The sequence below is a fragment of the Mucisphaera sp. genome (assembly GCF_965279675.1).
GTDB lineage: Bacteria > Planctomycetota > Phycisphaerae > Phycisphaerales > Phycisphaeraceae > Mucisphaera.
The window spans coordinates 2,858,131-2,877,020 of the sequence record NZ_CBDIIJ010000002.1 but is presented as its reverse complement, the minus strand read 5'-3'; the positions used below and the strand labels follow the sequence as shown (position 1 = coordinate 2,877,020).

6 protein-coding genes are annotated in these 18,890 nt (G+C 62.5%); all 6 read right to left on the bottom strand.

The window, feature by feature from the left end; all coding sequences use genetic code 11:
• Positions 1-42 precede the first annotated feature (42 nt).
• Positions 43-1,743, bottom strand: a complete 1,701-nt coding sequence (gene groL, locus ACQZAB_RS12345; protein WP_428389827.1) for a chaperonin GroEL — start codon at positions 1,741-1,743, stop codon at positions 43-45.
• Between the two features lie 255 nt (positions 1,744-1,998).
• Positions 1,999-5,922: an ATP-dependent RNA helicase HrpA gene (gene hrpA, locus ACQZAB_RS12340; protein ID WP_428389826.1), complete on the bottom strand. Its 3,924-nt coding sequence runs from the start codon at positions 5,920-5,922 to the stop codon at positions 1,999-2,001.
• Between the two features lie 45 nt (positions 5,923-5,967).
• Complete coding sequence (locus ACQZAB_RS12335) at positions 5,968-14,523, bottom strand: peptidylprolyl isomerase (RefSeq protein WP_428389825.1); 8,556 nt, start codon at positions 14,521-14,523, stop codon at positions 5,968-5,970.
• A gap of 206 nt (positions 14,524-14,729) precedes the next feature.
• The gene (locus ACQZAB_RS12330) at positions 14,730-15,818 is read right to left on the bottom strand and encodes a hypothetical protein (protein ID WP_428389824.1); all 1,089 of its coding nucleotides are present in this window, start codon (positions 15,816-15,818) and stop codon (positions 14,730-14,732) included.
• Between the two features lie 176 nt (positions 15,819-15,994).
• Complete coding sequence (locus ACQZAB_RS12325) at positions 15,995-17,443, bottom strand: DUF3482 domain-containing protein (RefSeq protein ID WP_428389823.1); 1,449 nt, start codon at positions 17,441-17,443, stop codon at positions 15,995-15,997.
• Positions 17,436-18,881 carry a DUF2868 domain-containing protein gene (locus ACQZAB_RS12320; RefSeq protein WP_428389822.1) on the bottom strand — a complete coding sequence of 482 codons (1,446 nt, stop codon included), beginning with the start codon at positions 18,879-18,881 and terminating at the stop codon, positions 17,436-17,438. Before ACQZAB_RS12320 ends, ACQZAB_RS12325 begins: the two co-directional genes overlap by 8 nt.
• Between the last annotated feature and the right edge of the window lie 9 nt (positions 18,882-18,890).

Below are 18,890 nucleotides of genomic sequence, written 5' to 3'. Positions count from 1 at the left end.
TGACTGAATAACAAGTGAATGATGCGTGATGGGTCGACCGGCTTACATCATGCCGGGCATACCACCCATCCCGCCCATGCCTCCCATACCAGGCATGCCGCCGCCCATGCCACCCATACCTCCCATGCCGCCCGGAGCACCGGCACCGGCTTCCTCCTCTTCGGGAACAGAGGTCACGGTGCAGTCACAGGTCAGCAGCAGGGTCGCCACGGATGATGCGTTGAGAAGGGCGGTCCGATCGACCTTGGCTGGCGTGATAATACCGCGCTCGACAAGGTCGCAGTATTCGAGCTTGAGGGCGTCGAAGCCATTGGCACCCTTCTGGGCCGCCACCTTCTGAACAACGACCGAGCCTCGCTCGCCGGCGTTGTTCGCGATCGTCCAGAGAGGCACTTGCAGCGCCTTCTTGACGACATCAACGCCGATCTTCTCGTCTTCCGAGTGGGTCTCGACCTTCGAGAGGCCATCGATGGCACGGATAAAGCTGACGCCACCACCCGGGACGATGCCTTCTTCGACGGCGGCGCGGGTTGCGTGGAGGGCGTCTTCCACGCGTGCCTTCTTTTCTTTGAGCTCGGCCTCGGAGCCAGCCCCAACGTAGACCTGAGCGACCCCACCGGAGAGCTTGGCCAGACGCTCCTGGAGCTTCTCGCGGTCGTAATCGCTGCTGGTGACCTCGATCTCCCGGCGGATCTGCTCGATACGTGACTGGATCGCCTTGGACTCGCCGGCTCCCTCGATGATCGTGGTGTTGTCGGCGTCGACCGTGATCTTCTTGGCGATGCCAAGGTGCTCGAGTTCGACCTTATCGAGCTCAATACCCAGGTCTTTCATGATAGCGGTGCCGCCGGTGAGCACGGCGATGTCTTCGAGCATGGCCTTGCGGCGGTCGCCGTAGCCCGGAGCCTTCACGGCACAGATGTTGAGAACGCCGCGGAGCTTGTTCACGACGAGGGTCGCGAGCGCTTCGCCGGCGACGTCTTCGGCGATGATGAGCAGGGGGCGTTTGCTCTGCTGGACCTTCTCGAGCAGGGGAACCAGTTTCTGCAGCGATTCAATCTTGTCCTCGTAGACGAGCACAAAGGCCTTCTCGAGGACGGCGTTCATGTCGTCCTGATCGGTGACGAAGTTCGGGCTGAGGTACCCGCGGTCGAACTGCATGCCTTCGACGACATCGACGTAGGTTTCGAGGCCCTTGCCTTCTTCCACAGTGATCACGCCATCCTTGCCGACCTTCATGAAGGCGTCGGCCATGATCTTGCCGATGGACTGATCGTTGTTGGCGCTGATCGCGGCGACGTTGGCGATGTCATCCTTGCGGGTGGCATCGATCGGCTTGGCGAGCTTTTCGATAGAGGTGGTCACACTCTCGACGGCCCGCTTCATGCCGCGAACAAGGGCGTTGGCATCGGCGCCGGCGGTGATCTGGCGGAGGCCTTCCTTGACCAGTGCCTCGGCAAGCACGGTCGAGGTCGTGGTCCCGTCGCCGGCCTTGTCAGAGGTCTTGCTGGCGGCTTCTTTAACCAGCTGTGCACCCATGTTCTCGTCCGGGTCGCGGAGCTCGATTTCCTCAGCGACGGTGACGCCGTCCTTCGTGACGGTGGGACCGCCCCAGCTCTTGTCGATCACGGCGCTGCGGCCACGGGGTCCGAGGGTGCTCTTCACCGCTGCGGCCAGCTTCTCAACGCCAGCCAGAAGTTTGGTGCGTGCTTCGGTCTCAAATGCAAGGTCTTTGGCAGCCATCGTGTGGTAACTCTCCTGCGAGTACGTGGTGTCGAGTGGATGTGTCGGTAGCGAGATCGCCAACCGCGAAGAGTTGTTACGCAACTGCCGGGCCAATCCAGGACGCCGGACTGCCAGGCCCCCACAGAGCACAATCTCATAGTTATAAGGAGGTTACGTGAACTGTTCGGCTTGACGAGATCTGTGCGTTGGCGAGCTTGTCTGCCACGCTGGCAGGCCGGCTGCCAGAACGCTGACAGACGTGCTGCCTCGCGCTTAACCCCGAACCCGCCGGAACTGCTCGTCGATCCGCTTCTCCGAGACCGAGACCGCTGTCCCCAGTTCCTGAGCAAAGAGGGCCACCCGCCACTCCTCCAGCATCCAGCGCAGGTGATCCAGTTGGGGGTCTTCGATGCCGTTGGCCCGGTGCTCGGCCACACGCTTGGCGTAGTCATTCCACAGCTGGCCGAATTGAGCCATGTGCCCCCGATCCCGAGCGGCCTCGCCACGCTCGATCTTCTCGACCCGGAGAACCACCGCTTTGAGGTAGCGTGGGTACTGGGCAAACCAGGCCCAGGGCGTCCTGATGACAAAACCGGGATAGACGAGGTAGCGCAGCTGCCCCTCCAGATCGGTCGCTGCCATCCGATGGCGTTGACTGATTCTGGCCACGGCCCGCCTTGCCTCGTGCCAGGCATCCAGAGCCGCTGAGACTCTCGCCAGGACATCATCGCTGACAGGCTCAAGCCGATTCCATCCCCGATCCAGGCAGGCCTCGTAGGCTTGCCGGTGCCGGACCGCCACACCTTCATCGAAGAAGGCGCGCTCGACAATCCGGTCCATGATCTCCGATTCGAGACGCCTGGCATCACTCAGCTCAGCATGATCCAGTCTCAGCTTCTCCAATCGGCTGTCGTGTCGGAGCCGATGCCGGAGGCCGCTCTCGACCTGAAGGCCGATGAGCCGGATCAACCCACGAAGCATCTCCCGAGTTGCCTGATGAGGGTCCTGCACCAGTCGCAGAGAGACGCCTTGCGTACCCTCGTCCCGGAGCACCGGGAATGCCCTGAGGCTCATGCCGCCCCGCCTGACCTCGATGGACTCTGGCAGGTCCTCGAAGTCCCATCGGGTGATCCCGACACGCGGCCAGGGGCTCTCGGGATCGTCCGGGATCACCTCGGAATCAAGATCGAGGCCGATCCGCCGTCGGACCTCCGCGAGGTCTCTGGAAACCATGAGCGACTTGCCATCGGCGTCTATGACCTCGATCGCCATCCGCAGGTGATCGTCCATGCCGGCAAAGCCGATCTGCATCGGTGCAATCGGCACGCCTGCGAGTTTTCCAAGTGCATCGGCAGCGGCTTCCTTCAGGCTGCCGATCCCGAAGGCCATCGCCGCTGCCGCCTTCCGCGCGACATCGGGCGCTGGGACCAGCCGTCGCCTGATCTCTTTTGGCAACTGACGGATCACCTGCTCCAGCTTCTCCGGCAGCAGCCCGGGCACCAGCCAGTCGATCCTGTGACCATCCAGTTGGCCGACCGCCTCACGGGGCACCTCGACGGTTACGCCGTCGCGCTCGTCGCCGGGCTCCAAACGGTAGATCAGCGGCAACGTCAGCCGGCCGAATTGGATCGTGTCGGGGAAGGCCTCGGGTGTTACCCACGGGGCGTCCTCAGCCAGGACATCGCTGCGGCTCATCCGCATCACATCGATGTACTTCTGGCGTTCCTGCTTCAGCCATTGCCGGAGGGTGACCACGTCGAAGACACCCGCGGGCAGCGTCCGATCGTAGTAGTCATAGATGGCCTCGCTCTCGGCCATGAGCCCGCGTCGACGGGCTTTGGCTTCGAGCGATTCGATCTCAGCGACCAAAGCCCGGTTGGCGGTGAAAGCCCCGTCCACCAGATCGACATCGCCTTCGACCAGTGCGTGCTGAATGAACAATCGGCGGCTGGTCCTGGGGTCGATCCGTCCATAACGAACCCGCCGCTTGGGAACGACCGGCAGCCCGAACAGGCTCACCTTCTCTTGCGCGATCACCGTCCCTGCGGCTCGATCCCACACCGGCTCCCGGTAGCTGCGTTTGACCAGGTGCTCGGCGAGTGGTTCGATCCAGTCTGGATTCGCCTGCGCGACGGTCCTCGCAAATCGACGGGTCGTCTCGACACGCTCCGCCGCCACGATCCATTTGGGCTTGCGCTTGGCCAGCCCCGAACCCGGCCAGATGACCAGCTTCTGATTCCCGGTCCCGATGTACTCCTTCTCGTCCTTGAGATACGCAATCCCGCTGAGCAATCCCGCCATGAGGGCTCGATGGATGGCGTCGAAATCATCACGCCGACGATGAGGCTTGAGCCCGCAGGACGAAGCGACTTCCCGGAGCTGCCGGTGCACCTCGGTCCATTCGCGCATCCGAGACTCGGACAGGAAGTTCTGGGCGCAGGCCTTACGCAGCTGATTCCGGGACAGCTTGTTCTTGAGGTCGTGATAGAAGTCCCACAGTTCGAGATAGGACATGAAGTCGCTGCGTTCATCGACAAAAGGCTCGTGTGCCAGATCGGCCTCGTGCTGCTGCTCGATGGGCCTGTCGCGCGGATCGGCCACCTCCAGAGCCGAAGCGATAATCAGCACCTCGCTGAGGACGTTCTCTGTTTCCGCTGCGAGCACCATCCGCCCGACCCGGGGATCGACCGGCATCCGGGCCAGTTGCTTGCCGATCCGGGTTAGTCCGCCATGTTCATCCACCGCACCCAGTTCGAAGAGAGTTTTGCGCCCGTCGTGAATCCGAGCGGGCCTTGGCTGCTCAAGCAGGGGCAGCCGCTCCAGGGCACCCAACCCGAGCCCCATCGAGCGGAGAATCACCGCGGCCAGATTCGTCCGCAGAACCTCCGGTGCCGTGAAGGCTTCTCGGTTGCTGTAATCCTCTTCGCTGTAGAGCCTGATGCAGACCCCCGGACCGACACGGCCACAACGCCCCTTACGCTGATCGGCGGAGGCCTGAGAAACCGGCTCGATCGGCAGGCGCTGCACGCGCGCCCTGGACGAAAACCGGCTGATGCGCGCCTGTCCGGTATCGACCACAAAGCGGATCCCCGGCACCGTGATCGAGGACTCCGCGACATTGGTCGCCACGACAATCCGCCTCTGGTTGTGCTTCCTGAAAACCCGATTCTGCTCGGGTCCCGTCAACCGTGCATAGAGCGGCAGCACCTCGACACGCGACGATCTGGCCGTCTCGTAGCGCCCGCGCAGCAGCTTGGCCGTCTCCCGCACGTCACGCTCCGTCGCCACGAACACCAGCCCGTCGCCATCTCCCTCACGCATGGCCTCATCCACCGCATCCAGCAGGGCACGCATCGGGTCCGCACCCGGGTTGCTCTCGGTGGGCTCGACAGGGCGGTAGCGCAGCTCCACCGGGTAGGTCCGCCCCTCGACTTCGACGATCGGAGCCGGTTGACCATGGACCGCAAAGTGTTTGGCGAAGCGATCCGGGTCGATCGTCGCGGAGGTGATGATCAGCCGTAAGTCCTCGCGACGATCGAGAATCCGCCGGACCGCTGCGAGCAGAAAATCGATGTTGAGTGATCGCTCATGGGCCTCGTCGATGATGAGGGTGTCGTAGGCCCGAAGCATCGGATCGCTCTGCAACTCGGCGAGCAGCACACCATCCGTCATCACCTTGACGTAGCCGTCGTCCGACATCACGTCGGTGAAGCGGATCTTGAACCCGACCTCGCGCCCCAGCGGTTTTCGGAGCTCTTCTGCCAGCCGCGTCGCCACGGAGCGGGCCGCGATACGCCTGGGCTGGGTGTGTCCGATGAGCCCGCCGACCCCGCGGCCGGCTTGCAACGCGATCTTCGGCAACTGGGTCGACTTGCCCGAACCCGTTTCGCCACAGACCACCACCACCGGATGCTCGCGGACCAACTCCGCGATCTCATCGGCTTTCGCTGCGATCGGAAGATCCTCAGGAAAGTCAATCTTCGGGCGCGCCGCTGCCCGCTGCTCGACCCTGTTCAGCGAAGCCCTTATGCCTTCTTCAAGACGGAGCAGATCGCGATCGAAGAGGCGTCCGCCGGCCTCTGCCTGGCGACACCGTTTGAGCAGCGCCTGCAATCGTGACTTGTCTCTGGACATCACGCCATCGATGCGACGACGGATGGAGCTCCACGCGATGTCTGGTTTTATCTCGTCAAACATCGCGATGCACTACCCGACACACGACCGTGAACCGTTGTCCAAGCATCACGGAGCAACTGGCGGTGCCACGGTGACCTCAAACCCTGATCTGATAATGGCCTCGTTGTTGGCCGAAGAAACCTCATTCAGGGTCGGACGTGCCGTGCCCCGGACAAGAATCGTGTAAGTGCCGACCGTGCTCAAGCCTTCTGCGCCGTTGACACTCAGGCTGGTGGTCACGGCCTGACCACCGCTGAGAGAACCGATCGAGATGCCCGAGATCGTATCGATCACCGTTTCGGACGCGTCCGCATCGTTGCGTGCGATGATCTCGAAGTCGATCACTTCGTTCGGGGCGATCCGTCCGGGCAGCAGGTTGGATATCGTGACATCGAAGCTGCCGGTGATCGGGTTCCGGTCCGCTGGAGCAGCATCAACCGGTGTCTCGACAACGTTGTTAAAGCCGTTGAGTGAACTCAGGGTCAGGCCCAGATCGACGTCGGCCGAACCAACCACGTTGAAGGTGTCACTCAGAATCACCTGATTGTTGCTGGAGACGTTCGGAATGCCGATGAAAGGGGGATTGTTGTTCGATTCATCACCCGAACTCACCACAGCCACGAGCCGGTAGGTACCGGTCGTGATACCCGAGGGCAGCGTCACGTTCGTGCTGATGTTCCTGACCTGCTCGTGCCTCAGCCCGGAGATGCTGAAAGACTGCGTCGCCGCATTGCCGGGGAGGAAAAGCTGGATGTCATCGGCACCCGAGGTCGATCCGCCAAGCGGACGAGCAAACACCTGGAGGTCAGCAGTTGAACCCGAAGGGAAGTCCGCGTTCGCAAAACTCGATAGCGACAACGCCAGTCTCAACCTCGTGTTGGAGCCGGAAACCACCGCGTTGTTAGGCAGATTCGTGCCCGGGCGTTCGGCGATCCCGAGATCACGGAACTCCGGCGCGTACACCAGCACCTGGGCACGAGCGTTGTCCTGGTCTCGGGACGAGACATTGTTCGACGCATTGGTCTCGACGTTAGCGGGATCGATCCCGCTCTCGAGATCGGCCAGTGTCGTGACTGGCAGCACCACCGCACGCAACTCATAGACGCCATCGCTCACGAAGCCGTTGGGCCGATTGAACGAAACCTGCCGGCTCACACTCCGGCCGCTGGCAAGATTGCTGATATTCACCCCTTCGACACGTTGGATCTCGGTGATGGCAGGCCGGCTGGGATCACTCACCCGCACGGTCTGGAGGATGATGTCCACCTTCTGGCCCACGGGTGTCGCCAGATTGCCAACGTTCTCGATCACCACACGCACCGACCCGCGATATCCCTCCTGCCTGTCAAGCACGGAGGGCAGCCGCACACGGTCGAGGCTCACCGCCAGATCTGTGGTGTCGTTGTCATACGTAACTGTGCCCGTGCTGAGGTCCTCATTGTTCTCCTCAGCGGCGGTGCTCAACGGCACACCGTCAAACTCCGCCACCTGATCCGTGGCATCAACCAGCACCACCAGGGTGTAATCACCATCGGGCATGTCGGCTAGCGTCGCCGAGGGTGCTGTCACCGAAAGATTGACCTGCCGAGACGCACCCGCCGCCAGGCCGTTTAGCCTGACACTGGTGGCGTCCGCACGTGTTTTGAAAACCGGCATCAGGATGTCATCGGACCCGTCCACATTGCCACCAACCGGACGCGCGAACACCTGAATGGCGACATCCGCGCTGTCGGGTAGCGCGTCAGTGCCAGCATTGGTCACAGTGGTACGAAGGTTGATCCTGGAGTTGTTGCCCTCACCAGTGATGGTGGCCGGCACTCGGCTCTGATCGAGATCGATCGTCAGGTCGGCCGCTCGGTCGGTCACCACCAGATCGAGTGGCGGCGTGGTCGTGTCGTTACCCGCCGACTCATCGTTAATCCCGGTCAACTCGGTGATGACGGCGGTGATGTTCCAGGTGCCAGAAGTGGACAAGCCCTCGGGTACGTTGACAGGCAGATTGATCAGACGGCTCTGGTTCGGCCGCAAGGCGGGCAGCCGCACGTTCTCCGCGCTGCCGATCACGATCGATTCAGCACCCAGCTCGGCCCGGAGCTCGACCGAGACCCGCGCACCGGCATCGCTGCGGATGTTGCCACGGTTGGTCACTTCAACCTGATATCGGCCACGCAATCGCTCGTTGGTCAGCAGGTTCGCGGGCAGTGTCTCCGAACGCTCCGAGACCTCAAGATCCACAAACCCCTGGACCACATCCAGCGTCTGAGCCGATACCGCCGCGTTATTGGATTCCCCGGTGCCTTCGAGATTGCTCTCGAAGATGAAATTCGACGCATCCACCACAGCGATCAGCCGGTAATCGTCCGTCGGCATGTCAGGCGGCAACTCGACCCGGACGTTGTAGCGTCGCGTCTGGTCAACGCCAAGCCCGCGCAGATTGACACGCAGCTCCTCCCGATTGTTGATCGTCAGCGGGATGTCCTGACTGCTGCCGACCACGCCATCCGGCCGGGCGAAGATCTCGATCGTCGAGAAGAATCGCGGCGGCACCCGGACATTCCCAATGTTCGTAACCTCCAAAGGCACGCGGTAACGGGTGCCATCGCCCGAGGTGATCGGATCGACAGGCAGGTCCAGCCCGGCACCAAAACCGATAACAAAATCAATCGCGGGGTTATCCAGATTCAGGACCGTTACGACCCCGTCGTTGGCCGCACGCGCCTCGTTGTTCGTTTCATTGGCTTCGCTGAGTTGGTCACCGCTGTCGATCAACGCGATCAGCTCATAACGTGCTGGCCCGGTGCTTTCGGGGATGGTCAGGGAAACGTTGCTGAGCGTCTGCGTCGCGCCCGGGGCCAGCGAACTCACATCCACGATCAGCGTTCGCAGCAGCACATCATTCAGATCCGTGAGAGCACCCTCCGGCCTCAGCACGAAACTGACACCCACCTGCTGATCCGCTCCGGTCGCCTCGCCCAGCACGCTATTTGCAATCTCAACCGAAGCCCGCAGCCGGTGAGTTTCGCCAGCCAGCAGACGGGTGTTCGGCTCGAGCGAGGTCTCCGTGATCGTGCCATCCAAATCCGGAGCCGCGGGGACCGTGACCGTGAAGGTGTCCTCGACAAAACGTCCATCCGTATCCGTTGCACGAACCGTGATCGTCGAAGTGCCACCCAGCGGGCTCTCCAGATAGTCGAGAACCAGTTCCTGTGTATCAGGGTCGATGCTCGCAGTCACCAGGGCCGCATTGGTGTTGCCGGTCACCGAGAATGACAGGGCTTCAGACACCCGATCAAACAGAACGAGTTCCGAGGACAGATCGATCGGTGCAGTGGCATCGATCAGCGGCGTGTTGCCGAAGTCGTTGCTGTTGACCAGACCCGCTGCCCCCAGATCCGTCGGCGCTAGTGACTGGAGCGCCGTCAGCACATCCAGACCGCCCTTGATCACCTCTCCGAAGACCGTGAAGCCGTTAACCGGGTCATCCTGAGCCGCACTGTTGTCTGCGAGGTTGATGAACCACTCCACACCCGACCCGCCCTCGGCATCAACCCTGTTCATCGCAAGGGTGCCGAGGGTGTTGGACGCTGAGATCTCTGCGGCCACAGCTGCGTCCGAACTGGTTCGCTGAATCCCTCCGCTGATCGGGTCCAGCGTGAACCCGCCCGCAATCGCGACCGGCGACACACCCGTGAAGAGATTCGAGAAAAAGCTCTGATCGTACGCGCCACGATCGGCGTAGCCGCGGAAGCTGGCCACCGTGTTGGGCGCATCACCCTCGAGCAGCCGGATAAAGATGCTCTCGCCCACCGACGAGGCGTTCGCCGCGAGATCGATCCGGTACAGATCAAGCCCGTGATCGAACACATCGAAGAGGCTGATGCGCTCATTGGCCGCCGATCCCAGCCGGGTCAGGTCCTGCAGGGCGTTGGCCACCACGGGTGCCGGCCCGACGCTGATGAACGCAGAGGCCGTGTTGTTGGTCTCGTCTTCCTCCGTCAGGTCGCCCGGATCGGCTACCGCCGCCGTAGCCGAGTCGATGAAAGCCACGATCTCATACGAATCCTCAGCCAACGCCGCGGGGATGGTCAGGTCAAAATTACGAGGAATATCGGTATCCGCCGTCAGCCCGGCAATCGCGAAGACTTGCGAACCCGAAGCGACCACCAGCTCCGTAAAGGCCCCGCTCCCGCGATCCGTGCGGAGTCCGAAGGTCACCGTGATATCGCCCTGACCGCCGGGGACATCCACGAGGCCGATGTTCAGCGTAAAGCTCGTCTCGATCGTCCCGCCGGCCGTGGTCACGCCACTCTCCGAACCGCTCCGGATCGCCAGCGTCCCGGTCAGGTCAGGACCTGTCACGATCGTGACCGTGCTGCCGAAAACCGTGTTATTGCTCTCGTTCTGCTCGTTGATGGCATCGCCGGTATCCAGCAACGCCAGAATGCGGTACGTCCCGGCCGGCAGCGTCACCGGATTGCCCGTGATGTCCGCCGTGATCGCTGCCGACGTAAACACCCCGCCGGCATCCAGCCCACCCGCACCGCCGATATTCAGAGTCTCGCTGGCGAGCACAACATCCGAGGTCGCATCCGTGGCGTTCACTGGCCGGAGCACCACGTCCACATCGATCATCGTCCCAGCTGCCAGCGCTAATAGGTCATTCGTGATCGCCAGCGTCACCGTGTTGCCCGTGTCGTCGCCGCCGACCGACAGGAAGCCCGCGAAGCCCGAGATATCGGTGAACTGACCCGTGAGGTCCGATCCCTGAACCACCCGGACCCGGTCGGCCAGACGCGCCGTGTTGTTGGACTCGTCCTGCTCGATCAGCTCGGCGTTGCTGGCATCGCCCCCGAAATCGCTGTCAACAATCACGACGAGGTCATAAGCCCCCACCGACGTCAACGCAGGGACCGTGACCGCAATCGTTTCACTGAGGGGTGTCCCCGCGGAGAGTCCTGCGATATCCAGATCATCCGAAGCACCGATCAGGATGTCCCCGCTGTCATCGCTCGCCCCCGCCGGCCGCAGGAACACCGAGACATCGATCGTCTGCGGGCCCGCCACCGCCAGCCCGAGGTTGCTGATCAGCACCTCGACATCCGTGTTGGTGACATCCTGCCCGATCGTCTCGGGCAGCGTTGTCGCTGAATCATCGACCTCGACCACCAGATCGGGCGCACTGGCCAGCGTGACCGTCGCGACAACCGCTTCGTTGTTGTCGATATTGGCTTCCAGCAGCGCCTGCTCTTCGGTATTAATGATCGCGATCAGTTCGTAGTCACCAGCCGAGATACCACTGGTAGGAATCGTGAAGCCGACCCCCGTGATCGATCGGCTGGCACCCGCCGCCAGCCCGTTGAGGTTCTCTGTCAGGCCGTCTGCACTCACCAGGATGTCGTTATCCGAGTTCGCAGCCCCCACCTCACGTAGCACAAGCCTGTAGGGCGTGAACGCATAGAACGGCCCCAAAGCAGTCGGCCCGTTGTTGATACTAAGATCAACCGTCCCGCTGGCACCACTCGTAATGTCAATCGCCGAACCATCGACAATGCCTGTCGAGCCATCGATGCTGACACTGATGTCGTCCGCATCACGCAACGCAAAAAGCGGGCCCTCGGCCTCTCGCTCAATATCAACCACCTCGCCCGTATCGATCAGACCAATGATCTGGAAGGGCGTCAGGTTGGGCGGGTTCGCGTCGTTAGGATTCAGATCTACCAGTTCGATCGTGTCCGGAATCGTCAAAGCCTGATCTTCGAAGACCCGTGTTTCACCCAGACCCAGCCCGCTGACATCAAGGGTCAATGATCCAAACCGGGAGCTGTCAACGATCACATCGTCATCTTCGGTGGTCGTCCCCTGCGTCACGATTGCTCGTAGCAGAAACGCCACATCGATGGTCGTTGCCGCCGGAATCGCACCCGCCGTGTTGTTGGTGATCGATAGGGTGATGGTGCCATCAACCGCCTGACCAACCGCCGCGGAGAACGGGAAGGTCCCGTCCGTGATCGTGGTCACGAGCTGAGGCGTTCCAACCACGTCGATCGTCCCCGCCGCCGTCGCCTCATTGTTCTGCTCGTTGGCTTCCCCCAGCTGATCGTTCGGATCCAGGATCGCCACAAGCTCGTACGAGCCGATGTCCGCTGTCACGGGCACCGTGATCGATATCCCGGTAAACGCCTGCTCCTCAAGAAATCCGATGGCATCCAGGTCAAGCGTGGTGAAACCGACCGAGATATCCCCCGCGTCATCGGTCGCCCCGACCGGCCGCAGGACCAGCGACACCTGCACCTGCTGGCCTTCGGTCAGGCTCTCGATGTTGTTCAGCACCGACAGGTCCACGGTCGCATTCGTCAGCGTGCCATCTGTAATGGGCCCAGCCAGCGTCGTGCCATCAATCCGCACCGACAGATCGCGAGGTGCAAACACATTTAGCACCGGCGCACCCGAAACGGCTTCATTGTTATCCCGGTTGTCATCCGTGATCGCATCGCTCGGATCGATCTTCGCCACCAGCACGTACTGATTGACAGGCAGCAGATCGGGAATCGCCGTCAACGGGATCGACGAGATCGTCTGCGATTCACCCAACTCAAGATCCATCACGGTGACCGTCGTCGTTTCGACCGTGATGTCCTGGCTGTCGTCGCTGACCCCGACCGGCCGCAGAGCAAATTCCACGTCCACCACCTGCGACACAATCGTTGCCGCCCCGCGATTCTGGATCGTCACCAGACCGGTGCCAGACACCGACTGCGTCTGCCCGTAAATCCCCTGGCTTGGTGATAAAGATCCCGAGACTGACACCGCGGCCAGATCGTCATCGTTCGCAATCGTGACCTGCCCGGCCGTGAACAGGTTGTTGATCTCGTTCGCCTCCGCGATCTCATTCAGCGTATCGACCTCGACAATCAGGTCGTAGAGGCCCAGAGGCGACGTGGTCTCTATCGTCACAGGGATCGTGTTGACCAGCGTCCCGCCGTTGGCCACCAGCTCTCCTGCCGCCACGGTATAGGTCGCCGTACCGACGATGATGTCCTGCGTGTTATCCGTGGCATCCGCGAGCCGCAGGAAGGCACCGACCCGCAGCACCGTGCCCTCCGGCACATCGGTTGCCAGGCCATTGAAGAACGTCGCATTGACCGTGCCATCGGTATCACTCACCCGGTCCGGGCTCAGCTGAGCCGGCAGATCATCGGTCGCGGTCTGCACCTCAAGGTCCAGCACGTCACCCGTCTGCACCCGCACACGCCCGGCATCAAACTGGTTGTTGGTCTCATCCGATTCAACGATCGCATCACCGCTATCGACGAAAACCAACAGGTCGTAGTCCGCCGCCAACACCCCCGTCCCAACCGCCACGGGCACATCCACGATGCCGGTCGCACCGCTGCCGGTAAACGCCGTCGTGTCAATCCCATCCACCCGGCCGATCTCGATGTCCTGCGCATCGGTCTGCGCGCCCTGGATGCGAAGCACCACACGCAGGTCGATTGTGTCGGCCGGCACCAGCGGTTCGCCATCATTTCGGACCGTGACACTCACGGTCCCATTCCGACTCGCATCACCCGCGCCGGACGCGGGGTCGATCCTCGCTGCAAACGGATTGGTGGCCGCCGTGATGCTCAGGTCCAGATCACGCGTGGTGATCGTGAAAGCCTCGTCAACCGTGTTCCCGTCTCGATCCTCCGCCCGAATCGTGATCGTGGTCGATCCCGTCGCCGCCGCGTTGTAGTCCAGTGTCAACCGGCCGTCCGCATCGATCGACGCAGTGGCGATATTGCTGTCGGTATTGCTGACGATCGAGAACGTCAGGATCTCCCGAATCGACGAGAACACCACCAGGTTGTCACCCGCCGCAATCGGATCGGCTTCCGGATCACGAACAGGCGTGTCGGTGAGTGCTCCCAGACCGGTTTGCGAGCTGACGTTACGCGTGTCAAACGCCGCAATCGCATCCACCACGTCCATCCCTGTACCAACGCCGTTATCAATGACCTGCCCAAAGGCCGTGAAGCCACCATTTTGGGAGTCAAGTTGCGCACCGCCCGGTGCCGTCGCGTTGTCGTCATTGAGATTGAAGAACCACTGATTCGTCGCCGAGTTGGGATTGCCACCCAGCTTCGCCATCGCGATGGTGCCACGCGTGTTGGAGATGCCCGGCTCATTCTGTACCGCGGCATTCTGCGGAATCGACCCTGCCACGTCTGTGGCCGGATCGACCGTGAAGCCGCCACCCTGAACAATGAAATCGGACACAGAACGGTGGATGATCGTGTTCACATAATCATCGGTGTCCGCATAGCTCCGGAAGTTGGCCACCGTCAGCGGGGTCACATCCTCAAACAGATCCACATCGATGAAGTTGTCGAGACCGGCTCCAACCGACTGCGCCAGCGTGAAGCGGTAGATCGCCTCCGCGTCATCGAACACCTCGAACAGATTGATCACGCGATCATCCGCCCCCGAGGTCTCGTTGAAGTCATCGATGGCGTTCGCCACCACCGCCGTCAGCAGCACCCGGGGCTCCAGCGGCTCCAGCCTTGCCGGCTGCGGCGCAGCCTGCCGATCCCCACCAACACCGGGCACCGCACGACCCACACGCTTGATCCAACGACTCATGTCACGTCTCGCTGCAAATAAAGAGATAAGCGATCGCCGCGGTCGGCCACGGTCACCGCCAGACAGGTCATGCCAAGAATAACCCACAAATCCCCCCAGCGCAGTCTCAAAGGCCCCGAAAAACCAAGCCCAACATCCAGCATCGACGGTCCTTCACACAACCACAAGGACGCGAAAGGCAATCGCTCAGCCAACACCGGCCACCGTCACTCAGCCGGCACTTCCTCGGTTTCGCTGACGATATCCTCAGATAAACCGGCTTCCACGGGTGCCACTTCCTGAGCCGCCTCCGAATCAACCGGCTCGGACACCGCAGGGACCTGCTCAACAACCGGCTCAACAGCAGCCTCACCAGCAGGATCAACCATCGCCGCCACATCATCAGCCGTCGGCTCATCCACCGAGACCGGCTCCGCTTCAGTCTTGGCCGATTCCTGCGGTTCCGCTGTGGCGGATGTGTCAGGCACCTCGATCACAGCAGGCACCGATTCAGTCGTTGGCTCAGTCGGCGGAAGCAGGGGGGTACCCGGCTCGACCTCAGCAGCCACCGCCGGTGCGGTCACAGCGGGCGGCGACGAAGGCGCCGCTTCAAAACTCCGCTGAGCCAGAATCACCGCAAAAGCCGCCACGCCCACCGCCGCTAACGCCACAAACAAGCTGGCCGCTGCCATCAGCATCATCTGCCGCCGGCCGCGGTCGTAGAGATCCTTCACCTGGCCATCAGCGTGCTTGGTCCGCTCGGCGAGGGTCCGCAGCATCAGCGTGCTCGCCTGGCTGGTCTCATCAAGACGCCCCAGCGTCCCTCCCAGCGAGCCCAAGCGATCGGAAAGCACACTGTCGGTCCGCTTCCGATCCGAGAGCGTCGCCGCCACCGCATCCAACGCCGCACGCTCATCCTCAAAAGCCTTGGAAAGATGACCCAGCGTCACATTCAGCAGCGCCCGATCCTCGGCCTGAGCCGTCATCTGCTTCTGCAGGAGAGCCGCCATCTTTTTCTGTGTATCCGCCATCTGGCGGAGCTGAGCCACGGCCTGCGGGACCTCACGAACCACTTCCAGCAACTGCTCCGAACGCTCCGCCTGATCGTGCGTGTGCGCCTTCACCGCCGCCATCACCTCAATCACCTCTTCGTAGCCCTGCTCCAGACGAGCCATCGCACTCTCTCGCCCGCCGCGGGCAGCGGAAATCGCCATCACGTCCCCGCCCTGCGCCGTCTCGTCCGATCTGCGAAACCAGCGCCGCACATCGAAAAATCGCAGCAGCCGGTCAGAAATCCGCATCGTCATCGTCGACATCCAGTCACTCCTGGGGACAGACAAATAAGCCGGCCTGCAACGGGGCATGGCCAGTACCCGTCCTGCAATCCTGTCACAGGGCGAGTCATGATTCTCCACCATTATCGGTCGCGCGGCTGAGTCTGTCGAAGAAAAGAAGGACGGTTAGACCGGTCGGATTGATAGTAAGGCCCAATCTATTCGGCATCTGTTAGCGTCAATAGTGGCCTGATAGCACCAGAAAGCCGCTCCACCGATCCGTGGTCCCCATCCGACTTCCTCACCCGCCGAAAGGCTTTTTCGAGCTCGGACCTGACCGCATCGAAAGCCGGCAGCCGCCAGATCGCCTCGTCGCCCCGGTCATCCAAAGCCATCACCTGACGCCTGGCGTGCGACCAGCGCGCCACCTCTCGCTGATGAGCCAACGCCCGGCCCAGCACCACGAATGGCAGATTCGGATGAACCGAAGGCCCGTAAACCGCCCGCCGACCTGCCAGCGTCAACGGGCCCAGCTTCATCCGCGCCAGCCGATCGCTGTACCTGACCCCCGCTAGCAGCCCCGAAGCCCCTCCCGCAACCGCGCCAAAAAAAGCGCCCGCCGCCAGCGAAGCCCCACCCAAACCCACATCCACCGCCACGCCTCCCGCCGCACCCGCACCCGCACCGGCCGTCGCTAGCGTCGTCAGCATCTGCCGCCGATCCAGCCCCCACAGATACCAGCGATCCACCGCAAACAGATCTTCCGAACCCACCTCCAAAGCCGCCTCCCGACGCTCCAGCCGGCCGTGACGATAGATCCGCTCTACCTCACGCCGTGCCCGTGACTCGCCTTCGATCAGCTTCTGCTGATACGCCTCCCGCAAGGCAGGCTCGTGCGCCGTAGCAATCCCATCCTTCTCGAGCAGCTTCTCCACCCGCGCCGTCAACGCCGTCGCCACCCAGGACGCCACCGCCATCGCCGCGCGGTCATGCGCCCGCTCACGAGCAGCCTTGATCAGCTCCAGCGCCCGGCCGACCCGCTCGCCACTCGCATCCGCCACCGCACCAAACCGACGAAGCACCTCCAGCTGTGCCGCAAAGTCTGCCTGCACCGGATCAAATTCGCACACCACCCCGAGAAACTGCCGCAGCGCCGTCTGCCAGGTCTCAACGTGCTCTCGATTCCGGATCGGATTGATCAATCCCAGCCCCGGCCGCCCGGTCCACCTGAGAATCTCCATCTCATCCTCATAGTCCGGCCCATAAGGCACCGACCCATCCACCACGTAGACCACCAGCCCGCCCTCGAGCAGCGGCGCTAGCAGAGCGCACTCGTCGGCCATCTCCCCGGATGCCCGGTGCTCATCCACAAACGCCTGCACCGCACCCGGCCGCTCAGCCGCCGTCGCCGCCCGTTCACGCATCCAGGCCAGCGCACGCCTGGGCCGTTGAAACCCGGGCGTATCCACCAGCCGATAAACCGGCTGCCCATCCACTTCAATCAGATACGACGTACTCCGCGTTGTCGTGCCCGAACGAGGCTCGATCCGCACCGAATCGTCCTGCGCCAGCGCCGCCACAACACTCGACTTCCCTTTATTCGGATGCCCCACCACCACAAAGGTCGGCACCTCACCGTTCCAGCTTATCTCGCTCACATCAGCCATCGCCAACCCCCTGAGCACCAGGCTTCACCACCACCGCGACACCCGGGATCCCCGACACGGCACGCCGCCAATCGCTAACCACGGCCTCAGGCAGCCCGTCCGCAGCAGCGAGCAAAACCACCACGATCCTCGATCCCGACTCCCCCAGCGAACGCCGTAGCGACGCCAGATCATCCAGCACATCACCCATCGGCGGCTCCCAGCCCCGCACAACCACCAGCACATCCGCCTGCCCCGAACCCGCATCAGCTCGCCGCAGCGAGGCAATCACCGCCTCATCATCGAGAGTCCCCTGAACCCCGGACCAGTCCGATCGGAGCCACGTACGCCAGGGAACCAAATCTGCCGAGACGCCCAAACCAAACAGCACACCCGCAGGAAACGGATCAACAACCGACTCGCTCGCCGCCCCGGGAACGTGGTTGGCAGATACGCCGTCTTCCGACGTTCGTGTGCCACCCTCATACAAATCCAGCAGCACATCACGAACCCCCGTCAGACCGACCATCACCGACAACGCCTCGCTACGCAGCCGCCACGTCACCCAGCCATAAGCAACCACGCGCGGCATCAGGCCGTACACCAGCATGGCCATGAGCAGGAACCGCCACCAGCCACCCAATAGCAAAGCTTCATCCCGTTCCAGGTCACCAAGCCCCGTCACATCACCCGGCCCCCGATAGACCCGTGACAACGCCACCAGCTCCGGGCTGACACCAGCCTCCGGCCACGCCCAGGTCCATGGCGACGCACCCGTCGCCACCCATTCACTCACAGATTCCGTCGATACCTCCAGCGTCGTCGCCCATCCGAAAGCCACGTCGCTAAAGACCACGGCTCCCGTCAACGCCAGCACGCCCCCCAGCTGAAAACCCAGCCCCAGACCCAGTCCCCAGCGAAGACCCTGCCAGTGCATCACCCTGCCCAGCCCGGGAATCTCCCGCACCCAGTTCGCTCGACCCTCCAACGGCTTCTGACGCCCAAGCATCCACCCAACCAGACGAATCCTCGCACCCGACATCAACCCCGCCAGATCCCCCAAGACCGGTAGCGATGGCCACCACGCCCGAGTCATCACCCCCACCATCATCACGCCCGTCAGAACCAAAGGCAAAACCACAAAAAAACCAATCAGCGGCAGCACATTCACCGGACGCTCACCCGAGTAAGCCATCAACCCGCCGGACACACCAAGACCCAGCAAGAGTCCCAATAACAAAAGCCCCCACCCAAACAGCCTCAACCAGCCGCCTGGCCCGTCGCCACCTTCATCCAGCAACCTCAGCCAGCGAATCAGACACGTCTTCACCGCCCCGCGATCACCAGACAGCCCACGTCCGATTATCTCACGGCTCAGTCCCGCTTCAGCCACATCGACACCCCGCGCCCCCTCGCCAACACGCATTGCCTGAATAATCTGCAGCAGAAGCCCAAGCAAGACAACATC